General features: G+C 66.1%; 17 protein-coding genes and 1 pseudogene. 4 read left to right on the top strand and 14 right to left on the bottom strand.

What is annotated here, in order from left to right:
• Nucleotides 1–8: 8 nt before the first annotated feature.
• From LK409_RS11320 to metE, 9 genes are all read right to left on the bottom strand, one after another.
• Nucleotides 9–797, bottom strand: a complete 789-nt coding sequence (locus tag LK409_RS11320; RefSeq protein ID WP_041937226.1) for a uroporphyrinogen-III synthase — start codon at nucleotides 795–797, stop codon at nucleotides 9–11.
• Nucleotides 798–829: 32 nt separating this feature from the next.
• Nucleotides 830–1774 carry a hydroxymethylbilane synthase gene (gene hemC / locus LK409_RS11315; RefSeq protein ID WP_003812742.1) on the bottom strand — a complete coding sequence of 315 codons (945 nt, stop codon included), beginning with the start codon at nucleotides 1772–1774 and terminating at the stop codon, nucleotides 830–832.
• A 9-nt stretch (nucleotides 1775–1783) separates the two neighbouring features.
• Nucleotides 1784–1906: a hypothetical protein gene (locus LK409_RS22685; RefSeq protein WP_019247280.1), complete on the bottom strand. Its 123-nt coding sequence runs from the start codon at nucleotides 1904–1906 to the stop codon at nucleotides 1784–1786.
• Nucleotides 1893–2612 carry a TerC family protein gene (locus LK409_RS11310; protein ID WP_010930986.1) on the bottom strand — a complete coding sequence of 240 codons (720 nt, stop codon included), beginning with the start codon at nucleotides 2610–2612 and terminating at the stop codon, nucleotides 1893–1895. The genes LK409_RS22685 and LK409_RS11310 overlap by 14 nt, the downstream gene beginning before the upstream one ends.
• Nucleotides 2613–2770: 158 nt before the next feature.
• Nucleotides 2771–3466, bottom strand: a complete 696-nt coding sequence (locus tag LK409_RS11305) for a TerC family protein (protein WP_003812745.1) — start codon at nucleotides 3464–3466, stop codon at nucleotides 2771–2773.
• 275 nt (nucleotides 3467–3741) lie between these two features.
• Nucleotides 3742–4623, bottom strand: coding sequence for a succinate--CoA ligase subunit alpha (sucD, locus tag LK409_RS11300; RefSeq protein ID WP_003812748.1), 882 nt, complete (start codon nucleotides 4621–4623; stop codon nucleotides 3742–3744).
• A gap of 19 nt (nucleotides 4624–4642) precedes the next feature.
• A complete protein-coding gene (gene sucC, locus LK409_RS11295) occupies nucleotides 4643–5803 on the bottom strand; it encodes an ADP-forming succinate--CoA ligase subunit beta (protein ID WP_003812749.1) in 1161 nt (386 codons plus the stop codon).
• On the bottom strand, nucleotides 5800–6414 hold the full coding sequence (locus LK409_RS11290; protein ID WP_010928647.1) for a DUF2889 domain-containing protein: 615 nt from the start codon (nucleotides 6412–6414) through the stop codon (nucleotides 5800–5802). Before LK409_RS11290 ends, sucC begins: the two co-directional genes overlap by 4 nt.
• A 204-nt stretch (nucleotides 6415–6618) precedes the next feature.
• Nucleotides 6619–8913 (bottom strand): 5-methyltetrahydropteroyltriglutamate--homocysteine S-methyltransferase, encoded by a 2295-nt coding sequence (metE, locus tag LK409_RS11285; protein ID WP_010926372.1) that lies wholly within the window; start codon nucleotides 8911–8913, stop codon nucleotides 6619–6621.
• A gap of 161 nt (nucleotides 8914–9074) precedes the next feature.
• Between metE and LK409_RS11280 the strand changes: the two genes are divergently transcribed.
• Nucleotides 9075–10004, top strand: coding sequence for a LysR family transcriptional regulator (locus LK409_RS11280; RefSeq protein ID WP_003812755.1), 930 nt, complete (start codon nucleotides 9075–9077; stop codon nucleotides 10002–10004).
• Between the two features lie 74 nt (nucleotides 10005–10078).
• Here LK409_RS11280 and recX read toward each other — a convergent pair whose 3' ends face one another.
• Entirely contained in the window at nucleotides 10079–10645 is a 567-nt protein-coding gene (recX, locus tag LK409_RS11275; RefSeq protein WP_010928645.1) for a recombination regulator RecX, read from the bottom strand.
• Nucleotides 10646–10677: 32 nt separating this feature from the next.
• Nucleotides 10678–11739, bottom strand: coding sequence for a recombinase RecA (gene recA, locus LK409_RS11270; protein WP_003812760.1), 1062 nt, complete (start codon nucleotides 11737–11739; stop codon nucleotides 10678–10680).
• 239 nt (nucleotides 11740–11978) lie between these two features.
• Between recA and LK409_RS11265 the strand changes: the two genes are divergently transcribed.
• The 3 genes from LK409_RS11265 to LK409_RS11255 all read left to right on the top strand — a co-directional run bounded on the left by LK409_RS11265 (nucleotide 11979) and on the right by LK409_RS11255 (nucleotide 16013).
• The gene (locus tag LK409_RS11265) at nucleotides 11979–12668 is read left to right on the top strand and encodes a response regulator transcription factor (protein ID WP_010928644.1); all 690 of its coding nucleotides are present in this window, start codon (nucleotides 11979–11981) and stop codon (nucleotides 12666–12668) included.
• Between the two features lie 115 nt (nucleotides 12669–12783).
• The gene (locus LK409_RS11260; RefSeq protein WP_003812764.1) at nucleotides 12784–14142 is read left to right on the top strand and encodes a sensor histidine kinase; all 1359 of its coding nucleotides are present in this window, start codon (nucleotides 12784–12786) and stop codon (nucleotides 14140–14142) included.
• A 194-nt stretch (nucleotides 14143–14336) separates the two neighbouring features.
• Nucleotides 14337–16013, top strand: a complete 1677-nt coding sequence (locus tag LK409_RS11255; RefSeq protein WP_010928643.1) for an MFS transporter — start codon at nucleotides 14337–14339, stop codon at nucleotides 16011–16013.
• Between the two features lie 168 nt (nucleotides 16014–16181).
• Here LK409_RS11255 and LK409_RS11250 read toward each other — a convergent pair whose 3' ends face one another.
• From LK409_RS11250 to LK409_RS11240, 3 genes and pseudogenes are all read right to left on the bottom strand, one after another.
• Nucleotides 16182–16958, bottom strand: coding sequence for an enoyl-CoA hydratase/isomerase family protein (locus LK409_RS11250; RefSeq protein ID WP_015064063.1), 777 nt, complete (start codon nucleotides 16956–16958; stop codon nucleotides 16182–16184).
• 27 nt (nucleotides 16959–16985) lie between these two features.
• A complete protein-coding gene (locus LK409_RS11245) occupies nucleotides 16986–18050 on the bottom strand; it encodes an ABC transporter ATP-binding protein (protein ID WP_010928641.1) in 1065 nt (354 codons plus the stop codon).
• Nucleotides 18047–19798 (bottom strand): annotated as a pseudogene (locus LK409_RS11240) (ABC transporter permease). Before LK409_RS11240 ends, LK409_RS11245 begins: the two are co-directional and overlap by 4 nt.
• Between the last annotated feature and the right edge of the window lie 8 nt (nucleotides 19799–19806).

Below are 19806 nucleotides of genomic sequence, written 5' to 3'. Positions count from 1 at the left end.
ACGACGATTCAAGCCGCAACAAAAGTCGCGAAGATCGCCTCATCGGCAGGCATGCAGTTTTTTACCATTGGCGCATCGGCCCCGCCACCGGCCAGCGCCCGCAGCCGCTCGGCCAGCACGGGGTGCGTGACGACGAAACGGCCTTGCAGCCACCAGTCCAGCAATTGCTCCTCGCGCAGGCCCTGAACCAGCGCGTCGATGCCCTCGCCGCTGGTGAGCAGCCAGGTCGGGCGCTCGCCCGCCCGGGCCCAGTCGCGCAGGCGCTGGCGCCCCTCCTGCGCCCAGGGCGCGGGCCGCCGGCGGTAGACCGCGTGGCGGCTGACCTCCACGCCAGCCGCGGCCAGGCGATCGGCCAGCCAGTCGCGCCCTTGGGTGCCGCGCACCAGCAGCGCGCGGCGCGGCAATGCCGGGCGCGCCCGCAACAAGGCCCACAAGGCTTCCGAATCGTGGGTGAGCGCGGTTTCCGCAGGGTGCAAAACTGTTGTATCGGCGCCAAACTGGCCCGAATCCAGCAGGGCGCGGGCGCTGGCCGGGCCCACGGTGGCGGCGACCGCGCCTGCCGGCCATGGCAATTGCCCCCGCTCCCCCAGCTGCTCCAGGTACAGGCGCGCCGCGTTGCCGCTGACAAACACCACCAGGTCGTAGTCGCGCGGCAGCGGCACCGCGCCATTTTCGGGCGGCAACGGCTCGATGCGCAAGGCCGGCAGGCAAAGGGTCTGCCAGCCGGCCTCGTGCAGGCGTTGCGCAAGCGCGCCATTGCGGCCTTGCGGCCGTGTCAGGATGGCAATCTGCGACATAGGCAAGCCCCCGCGAGGGCCCGACCGCCCTGTCAAGGCGCGGGCGAGGTTGGCAGCAATTCGGCCAGTATTGCGTCGGCGCCGTCGGCCAGCAAGTCGCGCGCGGCCGACTCGCCGATGGCCTGGGCCTGGTCGCGCGGACCGCGGCGCTCGGCCCGCACGATGCGGCGGCCGTCGGGCGCGGCGACCAGCGCGCGCAAGGCGAGCTCATCGCCATCGATACGGGCATAGGCCGCCAGCGGCACCTGGCACGATCCGCCCAGCATGCGCGAGACCGCGCGCTCGGCGGTCACGCAGGCCAGGGTGGCGGCGTCGCCCAGCGGCGCCAGCATGGCGCGCACATCGGCGCGGCCCTGCAGGATCTCGATGCCCAGCGCGCCCTGCCCGGCCGCGGGCAGGCTGTCGGCCGGTTCCAGCAGCGCACGGATGCGGGCGGCCAGGCCCAGGCGCTCCAGGCCCGCCGCGGCCAGCACGATGGCGGCGTAATCGCCGTTGTCCAGCTTGCCCAGGCGCGTATCGAGATTGCCCCGCAGCGGCTTGACGACCAGGTGCGGATAGCGGGCGCGGATCTGCGACTCGCGCCGCAGGCTGGACGTGCCGACCGCCGCCCCGGGCGGCAGGTCGGCCAGGCTGCCGTAATCGTTGGAGACGAACGCATCGCGCGGATCGGCGCGCTCGAGCACGCAGCTCAGCTCGAACGGCGCGTGCAGGTCCACCGGCACGTCCTTGAGCGAATGCACCGCGAGATCGGCGCGGCCATCGAGCAAGGCGGTTTCGAGTTCCTTGACGAACAAGCCCTTGCCGCCCACCTTGGACAGGGTGCGGTCCAGGATCTGGTCGCCGCGCGTGGTCAGCGTCAGCAACTCGACGCTGCACGCCGGGTAGCGCGCGCGCAGCAGATCGCGCACATGCTCGGCTTGCCACAAGGCAAGCCGGCTGGCGCGCGTGGCGATGGTCAGGCGTTCTACAGCGGCCACGTCAGGGCGTCAGAGAAAGCTGGAGACGATGACCGAAGCCACCACCCCCAGGATGGCCAGCACGAACAGGCCTTGCAGCAGGCTCAGGCCCGATTCGTTTTGCTGGGGGTTGGAAGTCTTACGCAGACTCATTGACGGATTCCTTGGAAGCGGTTTTACGGCTTGCCAGCCACCGCCCGAGGAGAACGACGAGCAGCGCACCGGCAATTTCAACGCCGATTTTAACCGCGCTGGGCTGTTCGCCGAATTGACGCACGACAAACACGTCGGTAATCAGCATGCCGCCGGCGATCCAGCCCAGCAGCGCCGCGCCGAAGGTGACGACCATCGGGAAGCGGTCGATCAGCTTGAGCACCAGCGTGCTGCCCCAGATGATGATGGGCACGCTGACCACCAGGCCGAAGACCACCAGGCCGATCTGGTGGTCGGCATGGGCGTTCTGCGCCGCGCCGGCAATGGCGATGACGTTGTCCAGGCTCATCACGAAGTCGGCGATGATGATGGTCTTGACCGCGGCGACGATGGACGTGCCGCCCTTGATGCTGTCATGCCCTTCGTCCTCGGGCACCAGCAGCTTGACGCCGATCCAGACCAGCAACAGGCCGCCCACGACCTTCAGGAACGGGATGTTCAGCAGCGTGAGGGCGAAGGCAATCAGCACCACGCGCAGGATGATGGCGCCGGCCGTCCCCCACAGGATGCCTTGCATGCGCTGCTTGGGCGCGAGATTTCGACACGCCAGCGCGATCACGACCGCGTTGTCGCCACCCAGCAGGATGTCGATGAGGATGATCTGGAAGACTGCCGCCCAACTCAGCGTCTGGAAAAACTCAAGCACTTGGAACCCCCAACAGGCGTTATTTGTAAAAACCGGAGAAATACCGGGAAGACCGCCGTCAGCCTCGCCGTGGCAAAACGCGGCCAAAAGAAAACGGGCTGGTCAGCCCCGCCTGAAGGCGGGGCCCGAACAGCCCGCTATTGTAGTTCAGCTTTGCGTCAGGCCCGTTGCCTGGCCTGGAAAATTTTGCCCAGCGCCAGCACCAGGATTGCACCAATTGCGCCTACCATCAGCGCGAAATCGTGTTGCGTGACACCCAGCATGGTGTCGATCCGCGCCACCGATTCTTCCAGTGCAGGATCGCCCACCAGCAGTTCGCCGGCGATGAAACCCAGCAGCGCCGCCCCCACCCAGACGATGATGGGAAAACGCTCGATCACCTTGAGCAACAGTGCGCTACCGAATATGACCAGCGGGATGCTGATGGCCAGGCCCAGCACCAGCAGCGTGGTGTCGCCCATGGCCGCGGCGGCGACAGCCACCACGTTGTCCAGGCTCATGACCAGGTCGGCGATCATGATGGTCCGGATCGCGACAAGCAGCGAGCCATGGCCCTTTTCCGCGCCATCGTCCTCGCCCTCGGGCAGCAGCAGCGACACGCCGATATAGACCAGCAGCGCGGCCCCGATCAGCTTCAGCCAGGGCAACAGCAGCAACTTGGCGGCCACCAGCGTCAGCACGATACGCATCACGATTGCCGCGGCCGACCCGACCACGATGGCCTTCTTCTGCTGATCCGGGGGTAGCGAGCGCGCGGCCAGCGCGATCACCACGGCGTTGTCTCCCGATAGCAGTATGTTTACCCAAATAATCTGGAGCAAGGCGATCCAGAACGCCGCAGAACTAAGTTCCATTCCTCTCTTTCCTAGTGATGATCCCCTAGGATTGAACAAACACAAGACACGCGTGGCCGCCTTCGACCAGGCGAGCCCTGGCGGCATTCTTGGTGCGTGGGTGGACAGGCAAATCGAAAAGCCCCTCGCTTTTGATTATAGGTTCGCGCGAATTCCTCTCTTTTCAATTCACTTTCAATATTCTTTCAGTCCGCTTTCAGCCGGCCGCGGCATGCGAAAAAAAACGGCCCGCGATCGCGGGCCGTCCTGGGACAGGCGGGCTGTCCGGCGCGTGATTACAGCACGGACTTGAGCAGCTTGCCCATTTCCGACGGGTTGCGCGTGGTACGGATACCGCACGCTTCCATCACTTCCAGCTTGGCATCGGCCGTGTCGGCGCCGCCCGAGATCAGGGCGCCAGCATGGCCCATGCGCTTGCCGGCCGGCGCGGTGACACCGGCGATGAAGCCGACCACGGGCTTCTTCATGTTGTCCTTGGCCCACTGCGCGGCATTGACTTCGTCCGGACCGCCGATCTCGCCGATCATGATGACGGCGTCGGTGTCGGGATCGTCATTGAACAGCTTGAGCACGTCGACGTGCTTCAGGCCGTTGATGGGATCGCCGCCGATGCCCACGGCGCTGGACTGGCCCAGGCCGAGCTCGGTGACTTGCGCCACGGCTTCGTAGGTCAGCGTACCGGAGCGGCTGACGATGCCGATGCGGCCCTTGCGGTGGATGTGGCCGGGCATGATCCCGATCTTGATTTCGTCGGGCGTGATCAGGCCGGGGCAGTTCGGGCCCAGCAGCAGCGTCTTGCTGTTCATGGCCTGCATGCGGTTCTTCACTTCCAGCATGTCGCGCACGGGAATGCCTTCGGTAATGCAGATCACCAGGTCCAGTTCGGCCTCGACGGCCTCCCAGATCGCGGCCGCGGCGCCCGCCGGCGGCACGTAGATCACCGACACGGTAGCGCCGGTATCCGCCTTGGCGTCCTTGACGTTGGCGTAGATGGGCACGCCTTCGAAATCCTCACCGGCCTTCTTGGGGTTCACGCCGGCCACGAAGGCGGCCTTGCCGTTGGCGTACTCGCGGCACATGCGGGTATGGAACTGACCCGTCTTGCCCGTGATGCCCTGGGTGATGACTTTGGTGTCCTTGTTGATCAGAATCGACATTTGTGAATCCTTGGCAATTTTATTTGACGGCGGCAACGACTTTGGTGGCCGCTTCGGCCATCGTGTCGGCGCTGATGATCGGCAGGCCCGATTCGGCCAGCATTTTCTTGCCGAGCTCTTCGTTGGTGCCCTTCATGCGCACGACCAGCGGCACATTCAGGTTGACCGCCTTGCACGCCGTGATCACGCCTTCGGCGATCACGTCGCAGCGCATGATGCCGCCGAAGATGTTGACCAGAATCGCCTTCACGCTCTTGTTCTTGAGCATGATCTTGAATGCTTCGGTGACCTTCTCGGCCGTGGCGCCACCGCCGACGTCCAGGAAGTTGGCCGGCTCTCCGCCGAACAGCTTGATGGTATCCATGGTGGCCATGGCCAGGCCGGCGCCGTTGACCAGGCAACCGATGTTGCCGTCGAGCTGGATATAGGCCAGGTCGAACTTGCTGGCTTCGATTTCGGCCGGGTCTTCCTCGTCCAGATCACGGTAGGCCACGATCTCGGGGTGGCGGAACAGCGCGTTCGAATCGAAGTTGAACTTGGCGTCCAGCGCGATGATGTCGCCGCTGCCGGTCAGGATCAGGGGGTTGATTTCAGCCAGCGAGGCGTCGGTGTCCCAGTACGCCTTGTACAGCTTCTGGAATTCGGCGGCAGCCTTGCCCACGGAGGCTTCGGGCACGCCGATGCCGCGCGCCAGTTCGGCGGCCTCGGCGTCGGTCAGGCCGGCGGCCGGATCAACGAAGACCTTCAGGATCTTCTCCGGGCTGTGCGCGGCCACTTCCTCGATGTCCATGCCGCCTTCGCTGGAAGCCATGACACACACGCGCTGCGTGCCACGGTCGGTCACGATGCCAACGTAGTATTCCTTCTTGATGTCCGCGCCCTCTTCGATCAGCAGGCGGCGCACTTTCTGGCCTTGCGGGCCGGTCTGGTGCGTGACCAGCTGCATGCCGAGGATCTCCGACGACAGCTGGCGCACTTCGTCGATCGAACGCCCCAGTTTGACGCCACCGCCCTTGCCACGGCCACCCGCGTGGATCTGCGCCTTGACGACCCAGACCGGCCCACCCAGCTTTTCAGCGGCAGCCACGGCCTCGTCTACGGAAAAAGCGGGGATCCCGCGCGGCACGGTCACGCCAAACTGCTTCAGCAGTTCCTTGCCTTGATACTCGTGGATTTTCATGTGATACCTGTCAGGACGTATGAGAGAGAGGGTGAATCGGAAGACGTATCGGCCGACGACCCGGCGTTGGCGCCCGTATACCATTTGGGGTAGTGCTCCTGCACGACCGGACCGTCGGTGCGCAAGGCATGGCAACCGCCAAGCTGGAACGGGCGCTTGTCTGGGTTGCTGTTCTGACGGCGCCGGCCGGCCATGGACTGGACGGCGGCTGTCGGCAGCACCTGCGAAAGCTCGGTCATGTGCGTACAGCCCGCGACATGACCGAAGCGCTCCTTGACCTGGCGACGAAACCCCTTGAGCAGGTTCATGCCGACCAGGTCGCGATAGGCTTGTTCGATGTTCGTGCACACGCCGTCGTACGGGGCGGCATCATAGACGGCCTGTGCCGCAATGATGGTATACGCCTCGTCGATCGTAATGCGCAAGTGCATGTGATGGATGAATTCGCCGACCTTGAAAAGCTGGCCGTCGCGCTTGGGAAAATCGTAACCCTTGTAATCGATCAGCTCGGCTTCGAGATCCCACAGGCCATCCTCGCGCCCATAAGACTGCACGCGTATCGAACGCGTGTGCAGGGGCTGGCGAGGGGTATCCGGCGGTGGCAAGGGCATGGTCGAACCTGCTGGGCGCGATTTTGACGCAAGGCAGCAAATCCTGGGGAGTATAACGCAGCCGATTGCCGGCGACGCGGCCCGGGCCGACCCTCCCCCGGAGCACGCGCCGCACAAATTTCAGGCGCGGCGCCGGGGGCCCGCCCCGGCCGGGACAGCCTCCCCCCGCGCCGCCGCAAGGGGACGGATACGGATTACCCGCCGTCAGGCGGCGCGCAGCGTGCGGGCCGCCTGCACCATGCCGATCAGGGCGGCTTCGGTTTCGGGCCAGGCGCGCGTCTTCAGGCCGCAGTCCGGATTGACCCACAGGCGCTCCTTGGGCAGGCGCGCGGCAGCCTTGCGCATCAGTTCCACCATCCAGTCCACCTCCGGCACGTTGGGGGAATGGATGTCATACACGCCAGGCCCGATGTCATTGGGATAGTGGAAATCCTCGAACGCCTTGAGCAGCTCCATGTTGGAACGCGATGTCTCGATAGTGATCACATCGGCGTCCATGGCCGCGATCGACTCGATGATGTCGTTGAACTCGGAGTAGCACATATGGGTATGGATCTGCGTCGCCTCGCCCACGCCGGCGGTCGACAGACGGAAGCAGTCGACCGCCCAGTCCAGATAGGCGCGCCAGTCGGCCCGGCGCAGCGGCAGCCCTTCGCGGATGGCCGGCTCGTCGATCTGGATCACGCGGATTCCGGCAGCCTCCAGGTCCACCACTTCGTCGCGCAGGGCCAGCGCCAATTGGCGGCAAGTGGCTTCGCGCGGCTGGTCGTCGCGCACGAACGACCACTGCAGGATCGTCACCGGCCCGGTCAGCATGCCCTTGACCGGCTTGTCGGTCAGCGATTGGGCGTAGGCGGACCAGCCCACCGTCATGGGCGCGGGCCGGGCGACGTCGCCGAAAATGATGGGCGGCTTGACGCAGCGCGAGCCGTAGCTCTGCACCCAGCCGTTCTTGGTGAAGGCAAATCCGGCCAGCAACTCGCCGAAGTACTCGACCATGTCGTTGCGCTCGGGTTCGCCATGCACCAGCACGTCCAGGCCCACCTTCTCCTGGAAGCGGATGACTTCCTCGATTTCCTTGCGAATGGCGTTCTCGTACGCCGAATCGGTCAGCGCGCCGGACTTCCAGTCGCGCCGCAGGGCACGGATTTCTGCGGTCTGCGGAAAGGAACCGATCGTGGTGGTGGGAAAGGCCGGCAGCCGCAACTCGCTTTGCTGGCGCGCGATCCGCTGGCCGAACGGCGCGCGTTCGCGCGACACCCCGGCCTGCCCGGCCATGCGTTGCGCCACGGCCGGATTGTGGATGCGAGGCGATTGGCGACGCGCCTGCAGGGCGGCACGCTGGGCGGCCAGTCCTTGCTGCACCGCCGGGTCGGCATCGCCGCCCAGCGCCTTGCCCAGCAGGCACAGCTCGTCCAGCTTCTGGACGGCGAACGACAGCCAGCCGAGCAACTCGGCATCAAGCTCGGTTTCTCCGGCAAGGTCCACCGGTACGTGCAGCAGCGAGCATGACGGCGCCAGCCACAGGCGTTCCTGCAATTGCTCGCGCACCGGCGCCAGCATCGCGAGCGCCGCATCGAGGTCGGTGCGCCAGATGTTGCGGCCGTTGATCACGCCTGCCGACAGCACCTGGCCGGGGCGCAGCCCGCTTGCCACGTCGCTCAGCTGGTCGGGCGCGCGCACCAGGTCCACGTGCAAGCCGGCCACCGGCAGGGCCAGGGCGGTGGCCAGATTGTCCTTCAGGCCATCGAAATAGGTGGCCAGCAACAGCTTGACCGGGCTGGCCGCCAGCTTGGCGTAGACAGCCTGATAGGCATCCCGCCAAGCCTGCGGCAAGTCCAGCACCAGCGCCGGCTCGTCGATCTGCACCCATTCGACGCCCAGCCCCGCCAGGCGCTCGAGCACTTCGCCATAGACCGGCAGCAAGGCGTCAAGCAACTGCAGCTTGCCGATGTCGCCGGCCCCCTGGGCAAAGGCATCGCCCTTGCCCAGCCACAGCCACGTCAGCGGCCCCGGGATGACCGGCTTGACGCGGTGCCCCAGGGCCTGGGCCTCCTTGACCTGCTCGAACAGGTCTTCGCGGGCGACGCGGAAGGTCTGTCCGGGCGTCAGTTCCGGGACGATGTAGTGGTAGTTGGTATCGAACCACTTGGTCATTTCGCAGGCAGCGGCCGGCTTGCCGCTGGGCGCGCGGCCACGGCCCATGCGAAACAGGGTGTCCAGGTCCACCGGCTTGCCTTCGGGATGGCCAAAGCGGGCCGGCACGGCGCCAAGCAGCGTGGTCCACTCCAGGATGTGGTCATACCATGCAAAATCGCCCACCGGCACGAACGCCACGCCGGCGTCGGCCTGGCGCTGCCAATGGGCCGCGCGCAAGGCACGGCCGGTCTCATGCAGCGCCTCGGCGGTCTGGCGGCCCGCCCAATAGGCTTCGACGGCGCGCTTGAGTTCGCGCTGGGCGCCGATGCGCGGAAAACCCAGATTATGAATAATAGTCATGACAATACCGGCCTTTCGCAAAAGTTATTCAAGTCAGGCCGCTATTGTGCGATCATCAACACATGAATCAAAATCAAAATCTACATTCATAAGTTGAGTATTATTCATATAAAACCAAAGGCGACGATTCATGCCCGCTCGCCGCGACCTCTATTGCCGCCATGCTCGAAATCCGCCATCTCGAAACCCTGGCCGCCATCCGCGATGGCGGCAGCCTGCAGGAAGCCGCCGAGCGCCTGCACCTGACCCAGTCCGCGCTCTCGCATCAGCTGCGCGACCTGGAAACCCGCCTGGGCACGCCGCTGCTCAACCGCCGCACGCGGCCGGCCCGCCTGACCACGGCGGGACTGCGCGTGCTCGCGCTGGCCGACGACGTGCTGCCCCGGCTGCGCGCCACCGAACGCGAGCTGCAACGCCTGGCTGCCGGGCGAACCGGACGGCTGCACCTGGCGATCGAATGCCACTCGTGCTTTCAGTGGTTGATGCCCGCACTGGACGCCTTTCGCGGGCAATGGCCGGATGTGGCGCTGGACCTGTCGGCCGCCTTCTCGTTCGCGCCCCTGCCCGCGCTGGTGCGCGGCGACCTGGACCTCGTCATCACGTCCGATCCGCAAGCGCTGGAAGCCGTCACCTATCTGCCGCTGTTCAAGTACGAGCTGGTATTGGCGGTCGCCGAATCCAATCCGCTGGCCGCCAACCGCCACGTGATGCCGGAACAACTGGCCGACCAGACGCTGATCACTTATCCGGTGGACCGCCAGCGCCTGGATATTTTCACGGGCTTTCTCGATCCGGCCGATATCGAACCCGCCGCGATCCGGCGCGCCGAACTCACGCCCATCATTGCGCAACTGGTTGCCAGCAATCGGGGCGTCGCCGCCCTGCCCAACTGGGCGTTGACCGAGTATCTGGGCCAGGGCTGGCTGCGTGTTTGCCACCTCGGGCCGCAAGGCGTCTGGCCCACGCTCTACGCCGCGGTGCGCACGGAAGACAGCGACAGTTCCTATATCGACGAGTTTTTGACGATTGCCCGTGACGTCTGCTTCAAGACGCTTAGCGGCATCAAGGCGGCCAAGGGCCTGCCGGCCTGATCGAACGGGCCGCAAGCAAGCCCCAGGCAGGCGGGCCCGCATCGCGCGCCGCCGCCCGCACGAAGCGGCATCGTTCAGTCGAGTTCGTCGTCGCCACCGCCCAGAATGCGGCGGATAACATCATGGGCGAAGCCACGGCCCGCCAGGAAGCGGGCCTGCCGCGCGTACGCGGCGCGGTCGGCGGGCTTTTCGCCAAAGCGCTTCTGCCAGACGGCCAGCGCGCGTGCGTATTCGGTGACGCGCAGTTGTTCGCGCAACTCGGCCACCTGGTCGTCGGCCACGCCCTGTTGCTTCAACTCCTGGACGATGCGCGAAGCGCCCTGGCGTGGCGCGCGCCGATGCGCCAGGCTTTGGGCAAAACGCGCATTCGACAACCACCCTTCGCGCTGCAGATCATCGAGCACCGCCTCGATGTCATCGCCCTCTTCGGCGTAAGGCTGCAGCTTGCGCGCCAGTTCAAGGCGCGAGTATTCACGCCGCGACAGATAGCCGACCGCGCGCGCCTTCAGAGTCCGGCCCGGGCGCGACGGTGCCGCCGCGTCGTCCCGGGATTGGGCCAGTGTCTCGAACTCATCGTCGGGATTTGCGGTCCGCCGCCCGGCTCGGGCGGCGGATGGCGGACGGCGGTTGAAAGTCGCCATGCCGGAGTGGGTGTGGATGCAGGCCTGACGGCTTATTCGCCGTCTTCGGCTTCGCTGGCCGGAAAGGTGGCGGCGCGGCTGACTATGCCCTGGTTCTCGCGCACCTTGTTTTCGATCTCGATGGCCATTTCCTTGTGCTCTTTCAGGTACTCGCGCACATTGTCCTTGCCCTGGCCGATGCGGTTGCCGCTGTAGCTGTACCAGGCGCCGGACTTGTCGACCACATTGGCTTGCACGCCCAGGTCGATGATTTCGCCTTCGCGCGAGATGCCGCTGCCATACATGATGTCGAACTCGGCCTGCTTGAACGGCGGCGCCACCTTGTTCTTGACCACCTTGACGCGGGTTTCGTTGCCGACCACCTCGTCGCCCTTCTTGATGGCGCCGATGCGGCGGATGTCCAGGCGCACCGAGGAATAGAACTTGAGCGCGTTGCCGCCGGTGGTGGTTTCGGGGTTGCCGAACATCACGCCGATCTTCATGCGGATCTGGTTGATGAAGATGACCATGCAGTTGGTGCGCTTGATGGTGGCCGTCAGCTTGCGCAGCGCCTGGCTCATCAGGCGGGCCTGCAGGCCCGGCAGGGAGTCGCCCATCTCGCCTTCGATTTCGGCCTTGGGCACCAGCGCCGCGACCGAGTCGATGACGATCAGGTCGACCGAGCCCGAGCGCACCAGCGCGTCGGTGATCTCGAGGGCCTGCTCGCCCGTGTCCGGCTGGGAGATCAGCAGGTCGGTCAGGTTGACGCCCAGCTTGGAGGCGTATTGCACGTCCAGCGCGTGTTCGGCGTCGACGAAGGCGCAGGTGCCGCCCAGTTTCTGCATTTCGGCGATGACCTGCAGCGTGAGCGTGGTCTTGCCGGACGACTCGGGGCCGTAGACCTCGATCACGCGGCCGCGCGGCAGGCCGCCGACGCCCAGCGCGATGTCCAGCCCCAGCGAACCGGTGGACACGACCTGGATGTCGTGTTCGACCTCGTTGTCGCCATAGCGCATGATCGAGCCCTTGCCGAACTGCTTTTCGATCTGCGACAGCGCGGCGGCCAGCGCCTTGGCTTTCTCGGCCGCGGCGGCCTTGCTGGTTTTGTCGTCCATGTAAAGTCCTGTATTGAAGCGGCGCCTGCAGGGGTGCGAAGCAGGCAGCCGTTGTCTAGCCGGAGAAAAAGAGCCTGGAGAAAACTCGAACCTTGGCGATTATGGCATTGGATTGTACTGGATAAAAATCCAGTATGCCATATATTTCCACGTATACCCTGAGTGGGCAAGCTCCATCCCCTGTGCCAGAATGGCCGGCGTAGCCAGCGCCCGCTGGCGGTTCCGCCGATGTTGCACGCATGCGTATCCTGATAGCTGAAGACGACAGCATCCTGACCGACGGCCTGTCCCGCTCGCTGCGGCACAACGGCTATGCGGTCGACGCCGTGCGCGACGGACTGGCCGCCGATTCGGCGCTGGCCGTCCAACCCTTCGACCTGCTGATCCTCGATCTCGGCCTGCCCCACCTGCCCGGGCTGGAGGTGCTGCGCAGGCTGCGCGCCCGCAACTCCGTGCTGCCGGTGCTGATCCTCACCGCCGCCGACAGCATCGAACAGCGCGTCAAGGGCCTGGATCTCGGCGCCGACGACTACATGGCCAAGCCTTTCGCGCTGTCCGAGCTCGAGGCCCGCGTGCGCGCCCTGACGCGGCGCGGCGCCGGCGGCGGCGCGACGATCGTGCGGCACGGCCGCCTGGTGTTCGACCAGACGGGCCGCATCGCCACGGTCGACGACCAGACCCTGGACCTGTCCGCGCGCGAGGTCAGCCTGCTGGAGATCCTGCTGGCGCGCAGCGGCCGCATGGTCAGCAAGACGCAACTGGTCGACCACCTTTGCGAATGGGGCGAGGCAGTCAGCACCAACGCCATCGAAGTCTATGTGCACCGCCTGCGCAAGAAACTCGAGCCCAGCGGCGTGAAAATCATCACCGTGCGCGGTCTGGGCTATTGCCTCGAGCGGGACCAGGGTGCCTCGTATCTCGCCAGCTGAAACGGCTTCGCGCGAACCGCTGAACCAAGAAGCCCTGGATGCGCTGCGCGGCGGGCCGCGCGGGCCGAGTTTCGCGCCGCCGCAGCGCTCGCTGCTGGGCGAGATCCTCGACTGGATGCTGGCGCCACTGTTTCTCCTGTGGCCCATGAGCGTGGCCATCACCTACGTGGTGGCGCAGAACATCGCCAACGTGCCGTACGACCGCGCGCTGGCCAACAACCTGAACGTGCTCAGCCACCAGGTGCACGCCGTGGACGGACGCGCCGCGCTGCGCATGACCGACGCGGCCCGCGACGTGCTGCGCGTGGACGAGACGGAAAGCGTGTTCTGGCTGGCCCTGGGCAGCCGCGGCGAATACCTGGGCGGCGATCGCGCCCTGCCGCTGCCGCCCAACGTCGGCCAGCCCCGGCCGGGCGAGATCCTGTACGCCGACGACACCTTGCGCGGCTTCGGCGTGCGGCTGGCCTACACCTGGATCGACCTCGGCCTGCCGGATACCCAGCCGGCCCTGGTGATGGTGGCCGAAACCGTGGAAAAGCGCGCCCAGCTGGCCAACGACATCATCAAGGGAGTCATCATCCCGCAGTTCGTGGTGCTGCCGATCGCGGTGCTGCTGGTGTGGTTCGGCCTGTCGCGCGGCGTGGCGCCGCTCAACGCGCTGCAGCAGCGCCTGCGCGCGCGCCGCCCCGACGACCTCTCGCCCATCGACGAACAGGCCGCCCCCTCCGAGATCGCGCCGCTGGTCGGCGCCATGAACGACCTGCTCGACCGCCTGTCGGCCAACATCGAAACGCAGCGCCGCTTCGTGGCCGATGCCGCGCACCAGCTCAAGACGCCCCTGGCCGGCCTGCGCACCCAGGCCGAGCTGGCGCTGCGCGACGCCAGCCCCGAGGAAATGCAGTCCAGCCTGCGCCAGCTGGTCACCGGCTCCGAACGGGCCACCCGGCTGGTCAACCAGTTGCTGCTGCTGGCGCGGGCGGAAAACCCGGACTCGCCCGGCCAGGCGCTGACCGACCTCAACGCCATCGCCTACGAACAGACGATGCAATGGGTGCCGCAGGCGCTCGCCCTGTCGACCGACCTCGGCTTCGAGGGCGCCGACCGACCGGTCGGCATCAGCGGCAACGCCATCCTGCTGGCCGAGCTGCTGAACAACCTGATCGACAATGCCCTGCGCTATACCCCGCGCGGCGGCCACATCACGGTACGGGTGAGCGCACAGGGCGATCACGCCGTCCTCGACGTCGAGGACTCCGGGCCGGGTATCGCCCCGGAAGAACGCGAGCGGGTCTTCGACCGCTTCTACCGCGTCCTGGGCACGGCGTCCGACGGCAGCGGCCTGGGGCTGGCCATCGTGCGGGAGATCGCCCAGAAGCACCAGGCGGAAGTCGTGATCGACGAACACCCCACTCCCTACTCGGACCTGCCCGGCACCCGCATCCAGGTGCGCTTCCCCCTGCCCGGCACGCTGTAGCCGCCAGCCGGCGCGTCGATCCGGGCTGGTCCGCGCAACAGTTACTTATTGTTTCAAATTTAAGATTCAGGTAAGGGTTACGTCAGAACCTCGTCAGCCTGGAGCCCTACCTTGTTCGGTAGCTTGATGTCGGCGCGGCCGGCGGAGGGTGCAGAGCACGGTGGCACACCACTGGCCTAACACGAGGAGACAACATGAGCACAGCAACCCTATCGGGCCAAAGCCCGTCGGCGCAACGGCGCCCCATGACCCGCGAGGAGCGGCGCGTGATCTTCGCGTCGTCGCTCGGCACGGTTTTCGAGTGGTACGACTTCTACCTCTACGGTTCGCTCGCAGCCATCATCGCGCAGCACTTCTTCTCCGGGGTCAATCCCACCGCGGCCTTCATCTTCGCGCTGCTGGCCTTCGCGGCGGGCTTCGCGGTGCGCCCGTTCGGCGCCCTGGTGTTCGGCCGCCTGGGCGACCTGGTGGGCCGCAAGTACACCTTCCTGATCACCATCGTCATCATGGGCCTGTCGACCTTCCTGGTCGGCGTGTTGCCCAGCTACGCCAGCATCGGCATCGCCGCGCCCGCCATCCTCATCATCCTGCGCCTGCTGCAGGGGCTGGCGCTCGGCGGTGAATACGGCGGCGCCGCCACCTACGTGGCCGAGCACGCCCCGCATGGCCGCCGCGGCTTCTACACCAGCTGGATCCAGACCACCGCGACGCTGGGCCTGTTCCTGTCGCTGCTGGTGATCCTGGGCGTGCGCACCTTCATGGGCGAAGAAGCCTTCAAGGACTGGGGCTGGCGCATTCCGTTCCTGATCTCGGTGGTGCTGCTCGGCATCTCGGTGTGGATCCGTCTGCAGCTCAATGAGTCGCCGACCTTCAAGCGCATGAAGGAAGAAGGCAAGGGCTCAAAGGCCCCCATCGCGGAATCGTTCGGCCAATGGCGCAACCTGAAGGTGGTGATCCTGGCGCTGCTGGGCCTGACCGCCGGCCAGGCCGTGGTGTGGTACACCGGCCAGTTCTACGCGCTCTTCTTCCTGACGCAGTCGCTGAAGATCGATTCCAACACCGCCAACATCATGATCGCGATTGCCTTGCTGGTGGGCACGCCGTTCTTCGTGCTGTTCGGCGCGCTGTCCGACAGGATCGGCCGCAAGCCCATCATCATGGCGGGCTGCCTGATCGCCGCGCTGACCTACTTCCCCATCTTCAAGGGCCTGACGCACTACGCCAACCCGGCGCTGGAAAAGGCCCAGGCCACCGCGCCGGTCACCGTGATCGCCGACCCCGCCACCTGCTCGTTCCAGTTCAACCCGGTGGGCACGGCCTCGTTCACCAGCTCCTGCGACGTGGTCAAGTCGTTCATGGCGCGCAACTCGGTGAACTACGAGAACCAGTCCGCCGCGGCCGGCTCGGTCGCCAAGGTCATGATCGGCAACGACGAGTTCGCATCGTTCGACGGCAAGGGCCTGGCGCCTGCCGAGTTCAAGACCAAGGCCACCGAGCTGGACAAGGCGCTGACCGCGGCGATCCGCAGCCATGGCTATCCGGCCAAGGCCGATCCGGCCCAAACCAACTACTTCATGGTGGTCGTGCTGCTGACGCTGCTGGTGATCTACGTCACCATGGTGTACGGCCCGATCGCGGCCATGCTGGTGGAGATGTTCCCCACCCGGATCCGCTACACCTCGATGAGCCTGCCCTATCACATCGGCAACGGCTGGTTCGGCGGCTTCCTGCCTCCGGTGGCCTTCGCGGTGGTGGCGGCGACAGGCAACATCTACGACGGCCTGTGGTACCCGATCATCATCGCTGTCATGACCCTGGTCATCGGTACGCTGTTCGTACGCGAAACCAAGGACAACGACATCAACGCCTGACAACCATCCCCCGCCGGGTTGGACCGCTGCGCCAATCCGGCTTTTTCAAGCTCCCACAGGGAGCTTTTTTTTGGTTAATCGCGCAATAGCGTACAGCGGTGTGCCTGTCCCGGCGGGGACAGGCACCTGCGGCCGGCGCAGCATGCGGGGTTGCCGCGATGCCTGCGCTTACGCGCCGATCCAGGCCGGCGCGCGCTTTTCCATGAAGGCACGCACGCCCTCCTGGAAATCGGCGGACATATAGCAGGCGGACAGGATGTCGTCGTCCGCAATGCCATCCACGGCCTTGTCGCGCAGGCGCAGCAGCGACGTCCTGGTGGCCCAGAGTGTCAGCGGGGCCAGCGCCATGACCTGGGCGGCGATGGCCTGGGCCCGGCCATGCAGCGCGTCCTCCGGAACGATCTCCCTGATGGTGCCCGCGTGCAGCAAGGCATCGGCCGAAAGCAAGGACGCGGAAAACACCATGTCCCGTACTCGTTGCGCCCCCAGATTCTCCGCCAGGCGGGCGTAGTTCTTCACGCTCAGGCAGTTGCCCACCGTGCGGGCAATCGGGAAGCCGAACTTCAGCGACGGCGTGGCGATACGGATATCGCAGCACAGCGCCAGCAAGGCCCCGCCTCCGACGCATGCGCCCGCCATGGCGGCGATGGTCGGCACTCGCATGCCTTCGATGGCCTCGAGCAAGGCCTCGCTGCTGCGCTCCAGCGCAACGAACTCTTCGGCCGTCGTGGCCGTTTCCAGCGCGCCGAAGTCGGCGCCGGCCATGAAGGCAGGCTTGCTGGCAGGCGCGCCGCTGAACACGACCGCCTTGATTTCCGGGCGATGGGCGACCGACTCGCACAGGGCCAGGATGGCGTGTTCCATCTCGGCCGTCATGGCGTTTCGTGCCGCCGGCCGGTCAAACAATATCCACAGCGCGCCCTCCCGGATTTCGCTGTGGACCATGGACGTATGACTGCTCAAGACTGACTCCTAGGAAGTGGTGACGCTCAGGATCTGGCAATGCTCGATGGGCAGATGAACCTCGACACGCTGGCCCGGCTCCAGCGTCGAGGACGGGTCGACGTAGGCGCGCACGAATTGCCCCGCCGCCAGCTCGACCTGGACGTCACGGTACTCGCCCAGGTACGCGACCCGTGTCACGGTGCCGCTCAGCGTATTGGCGCCGGGCGCGGCGCCCAGCTTGACGGCCGAAGGCCGAATGCACAGGCAGGCCGCGCCGCCGGCACCGGCCTGCCTGCGGTCGTCGCCATGCAGAACCCTGTCCCCGACCCGCAAGGCCCCCGGTTCGGCAAGCTGGCCATGCAGCTCGTTGTTGGTGCCGATGAACGAGGCGACAAACGTGTTGGCCGGCCGCGAGAACACATTGACGGGGCTGTCGAACTGCTGCACCTGCCCGGACTGCATGACGGCGATCTTGTCGGCGGTGACCAGCGCTTCGCCCTGGTCGTGCGTGACATAGACCGTGGTCAGGCCCAGAAGATCGTGCACCTGGCGGATCTCGTAGCGCATCTCCTCGCGCAGATGCGCATCGAGATTGGACAAGGGTTCGTCCAGCAGGAGGATGTCGGGCTCGACCACCAGCGCCCGCGCCAGCGCAACCCGCTGCTGCTGTCCGCCGGAGAGCTCCGACGGATAGCGTTGCGCGAGCGCCGTGAGGCGGACCGTGTCGAGCGCGCGCTTGACCCGCTGCGCGAGCTCCGTGCGGGCCACCTTGCGTACCTGCAGGCCATAGGCGACGTTCTCGAAGACCGTCATGTGCGGCCATACGGCGTAGTTCTGGAACACCAGCGAGATATTGCGCCGCTCGGGCGGCACCATGACGCCCGCGCCCGAAACCTGGCGATCGCCGATCCATATCTGGCCGTCGGTCGGCTGGTCGAAGCCTGCAAGCATTTGCAGGGTGGTCGACTTGCCGCAGCCCGAGGGGCCGAGCAAGGCCAGCAGCTCGCCTTGGGCCAGCTCCAGATCGATGCCGCGCAGAACCTGGTGTGCGCCATAGTGCTTGGTAAGACCTTGGATGCGAATTGCCTTCACGACGTAACTCCGGCGGTAACGGGCGCCGCGCCGCGGCGACGGGCAAGGCCCGTCAGCAGGCGGCCCAGCATGACAATCAGGATGGTGCCCAGCAACAGCACGTTGCTGGTAGCGCAGACGGCTTCGTAGTTGCCGCCGTCCTTGTAGTTGTAGATAAGCGTCGTCATGACATTGGTCTGCGGGGTGATCAGGAATACCGCCACCGACAGCTCGCGCATCACCGGGATGAACACCAGCATCCACCCCGACACCAGGCCGGGCTTCATGAGCGGCAGCGTGATGCGGCCGAACGTGCCGACCTGCCCCGCGCCCAGGATGCGCGACGCCCGCTCCAGATCGGGGCTGATGGTCTTGATGATGGCGCCGCCGTGCGAATAGGCGATCGGCAGGAACGTCGCCACGAAGGCCAGCACCAGCAACGCGCCCGTTCCATAGAGGCCATAGAACGGCTGGGTGAAGGCCGAGAAGAACCCCACCGACAGCACGATGCCCGGGATGATGATGGGCACGGACGCCGTCGCGCCCAGGGCCCAAGCGCCACGGAACAACTTGCGCTCGACCATATAGGCCACCACCACGCCCAGCAGGAGGCAAACCGTCGCCGCCATCGTGGCATAGAGCAGGGAATTGACGATGGCCGACTGGGTTTGCGGGTTGTCCAGCACGGCCCAGCGATACCAATGCAGCGTCAGGTTGTCCCACGAGGGCCCCTGACCCCAGGCCTTGCTGAGCGACACCAGCGTCAGCGAGGCATACGGCAGGAACACGGTCACCGCGGGCACCAGCAGCGCGCCCAGCAGGGCCGGCCAGCGCCAGCGGCCCAGCCCGACCAGCCGCGATCCGCGCGCCTTGCCGCCTATCATGACGTACTGCCGGCGGCCGAGAATGCGCCTGCGCAGGAAGAACAGGCCGCCGGTCATCAGCAGCAACGGCATGCAGTAGGCCGCCGCCAGATTGAGCTCCGGCGGGAACATCTGATAGAACTCGGCCAGCTTGGTCGTGACCACCGGGACACGCGCCGGCGTCAGCAGGAACGCGGGAACGCCGAAGAGCGTCATGCCCTGGATGAACGACAGGATGAAACCGGCCACGATGGCAGGCATGACCAACGGCAAGGTGACGCTGCGCATGGTCCGCAGGATGCCTCCTCCCAGCATGGCCGAGGCATCCTCCAGCTCCACGGCCATCTCATCGAGCGCGGTGGCGACAATGGTGAACGTGAACGGCACGGTATAGACGGCGCACACGAAGACCGCCCCCCACATCGAGTAGATATTCAAGGGGGAATCCCCGCCCAGCCATTGCCTGAGCCAGACGTTGAGCCAACCCGAGTTGGGCGCCGCCAACAGTATCCACCCCAGCGCGCCGATAAAAGACGGCGTGATGAACGCCGCCAGCACCAGTACCCGGACCAGGCCGCGCCCGGGCATATCCGTGCGCGACACCAACCACGCCATGGGCACGCCAAGGGCAGTGGCGATCACCGCCGTGCTGCCGGCCAGCACCAGCGAATTGAGCATGGGCTCGATCAGGTTGGGCGTGGTGAATATGCGCAGGTAATTCACCAGCGACCATTGCCCGGTCAGGTCGTCGCGCCAGCTGTTGAGCGCGATGATGCCGACGGGCTACAGGACCAGCAATGCCAGCGCTGCCGCCACCAGCACGGTGACGGCGATGGCTGGCAGCGCATGACGCCCGGCACGCGGCTCCCGCGCTACGGCGGGTTTTTCAGTCATTGCGACAGACATGGAATCCC

The organism is Bordetella parapertussis (assembly GCF_020735925.1).
Taxonomy (GTDB): Bacteria; Pseudomonadota; Gammaproteobacteria; order Burkholderiales; family Burkholderiaceae_B; genus Bordetella; species Bordetella pertussis.
This window is presented reverse-complemented; position numbering and strand designations above follow the sequence as displayed.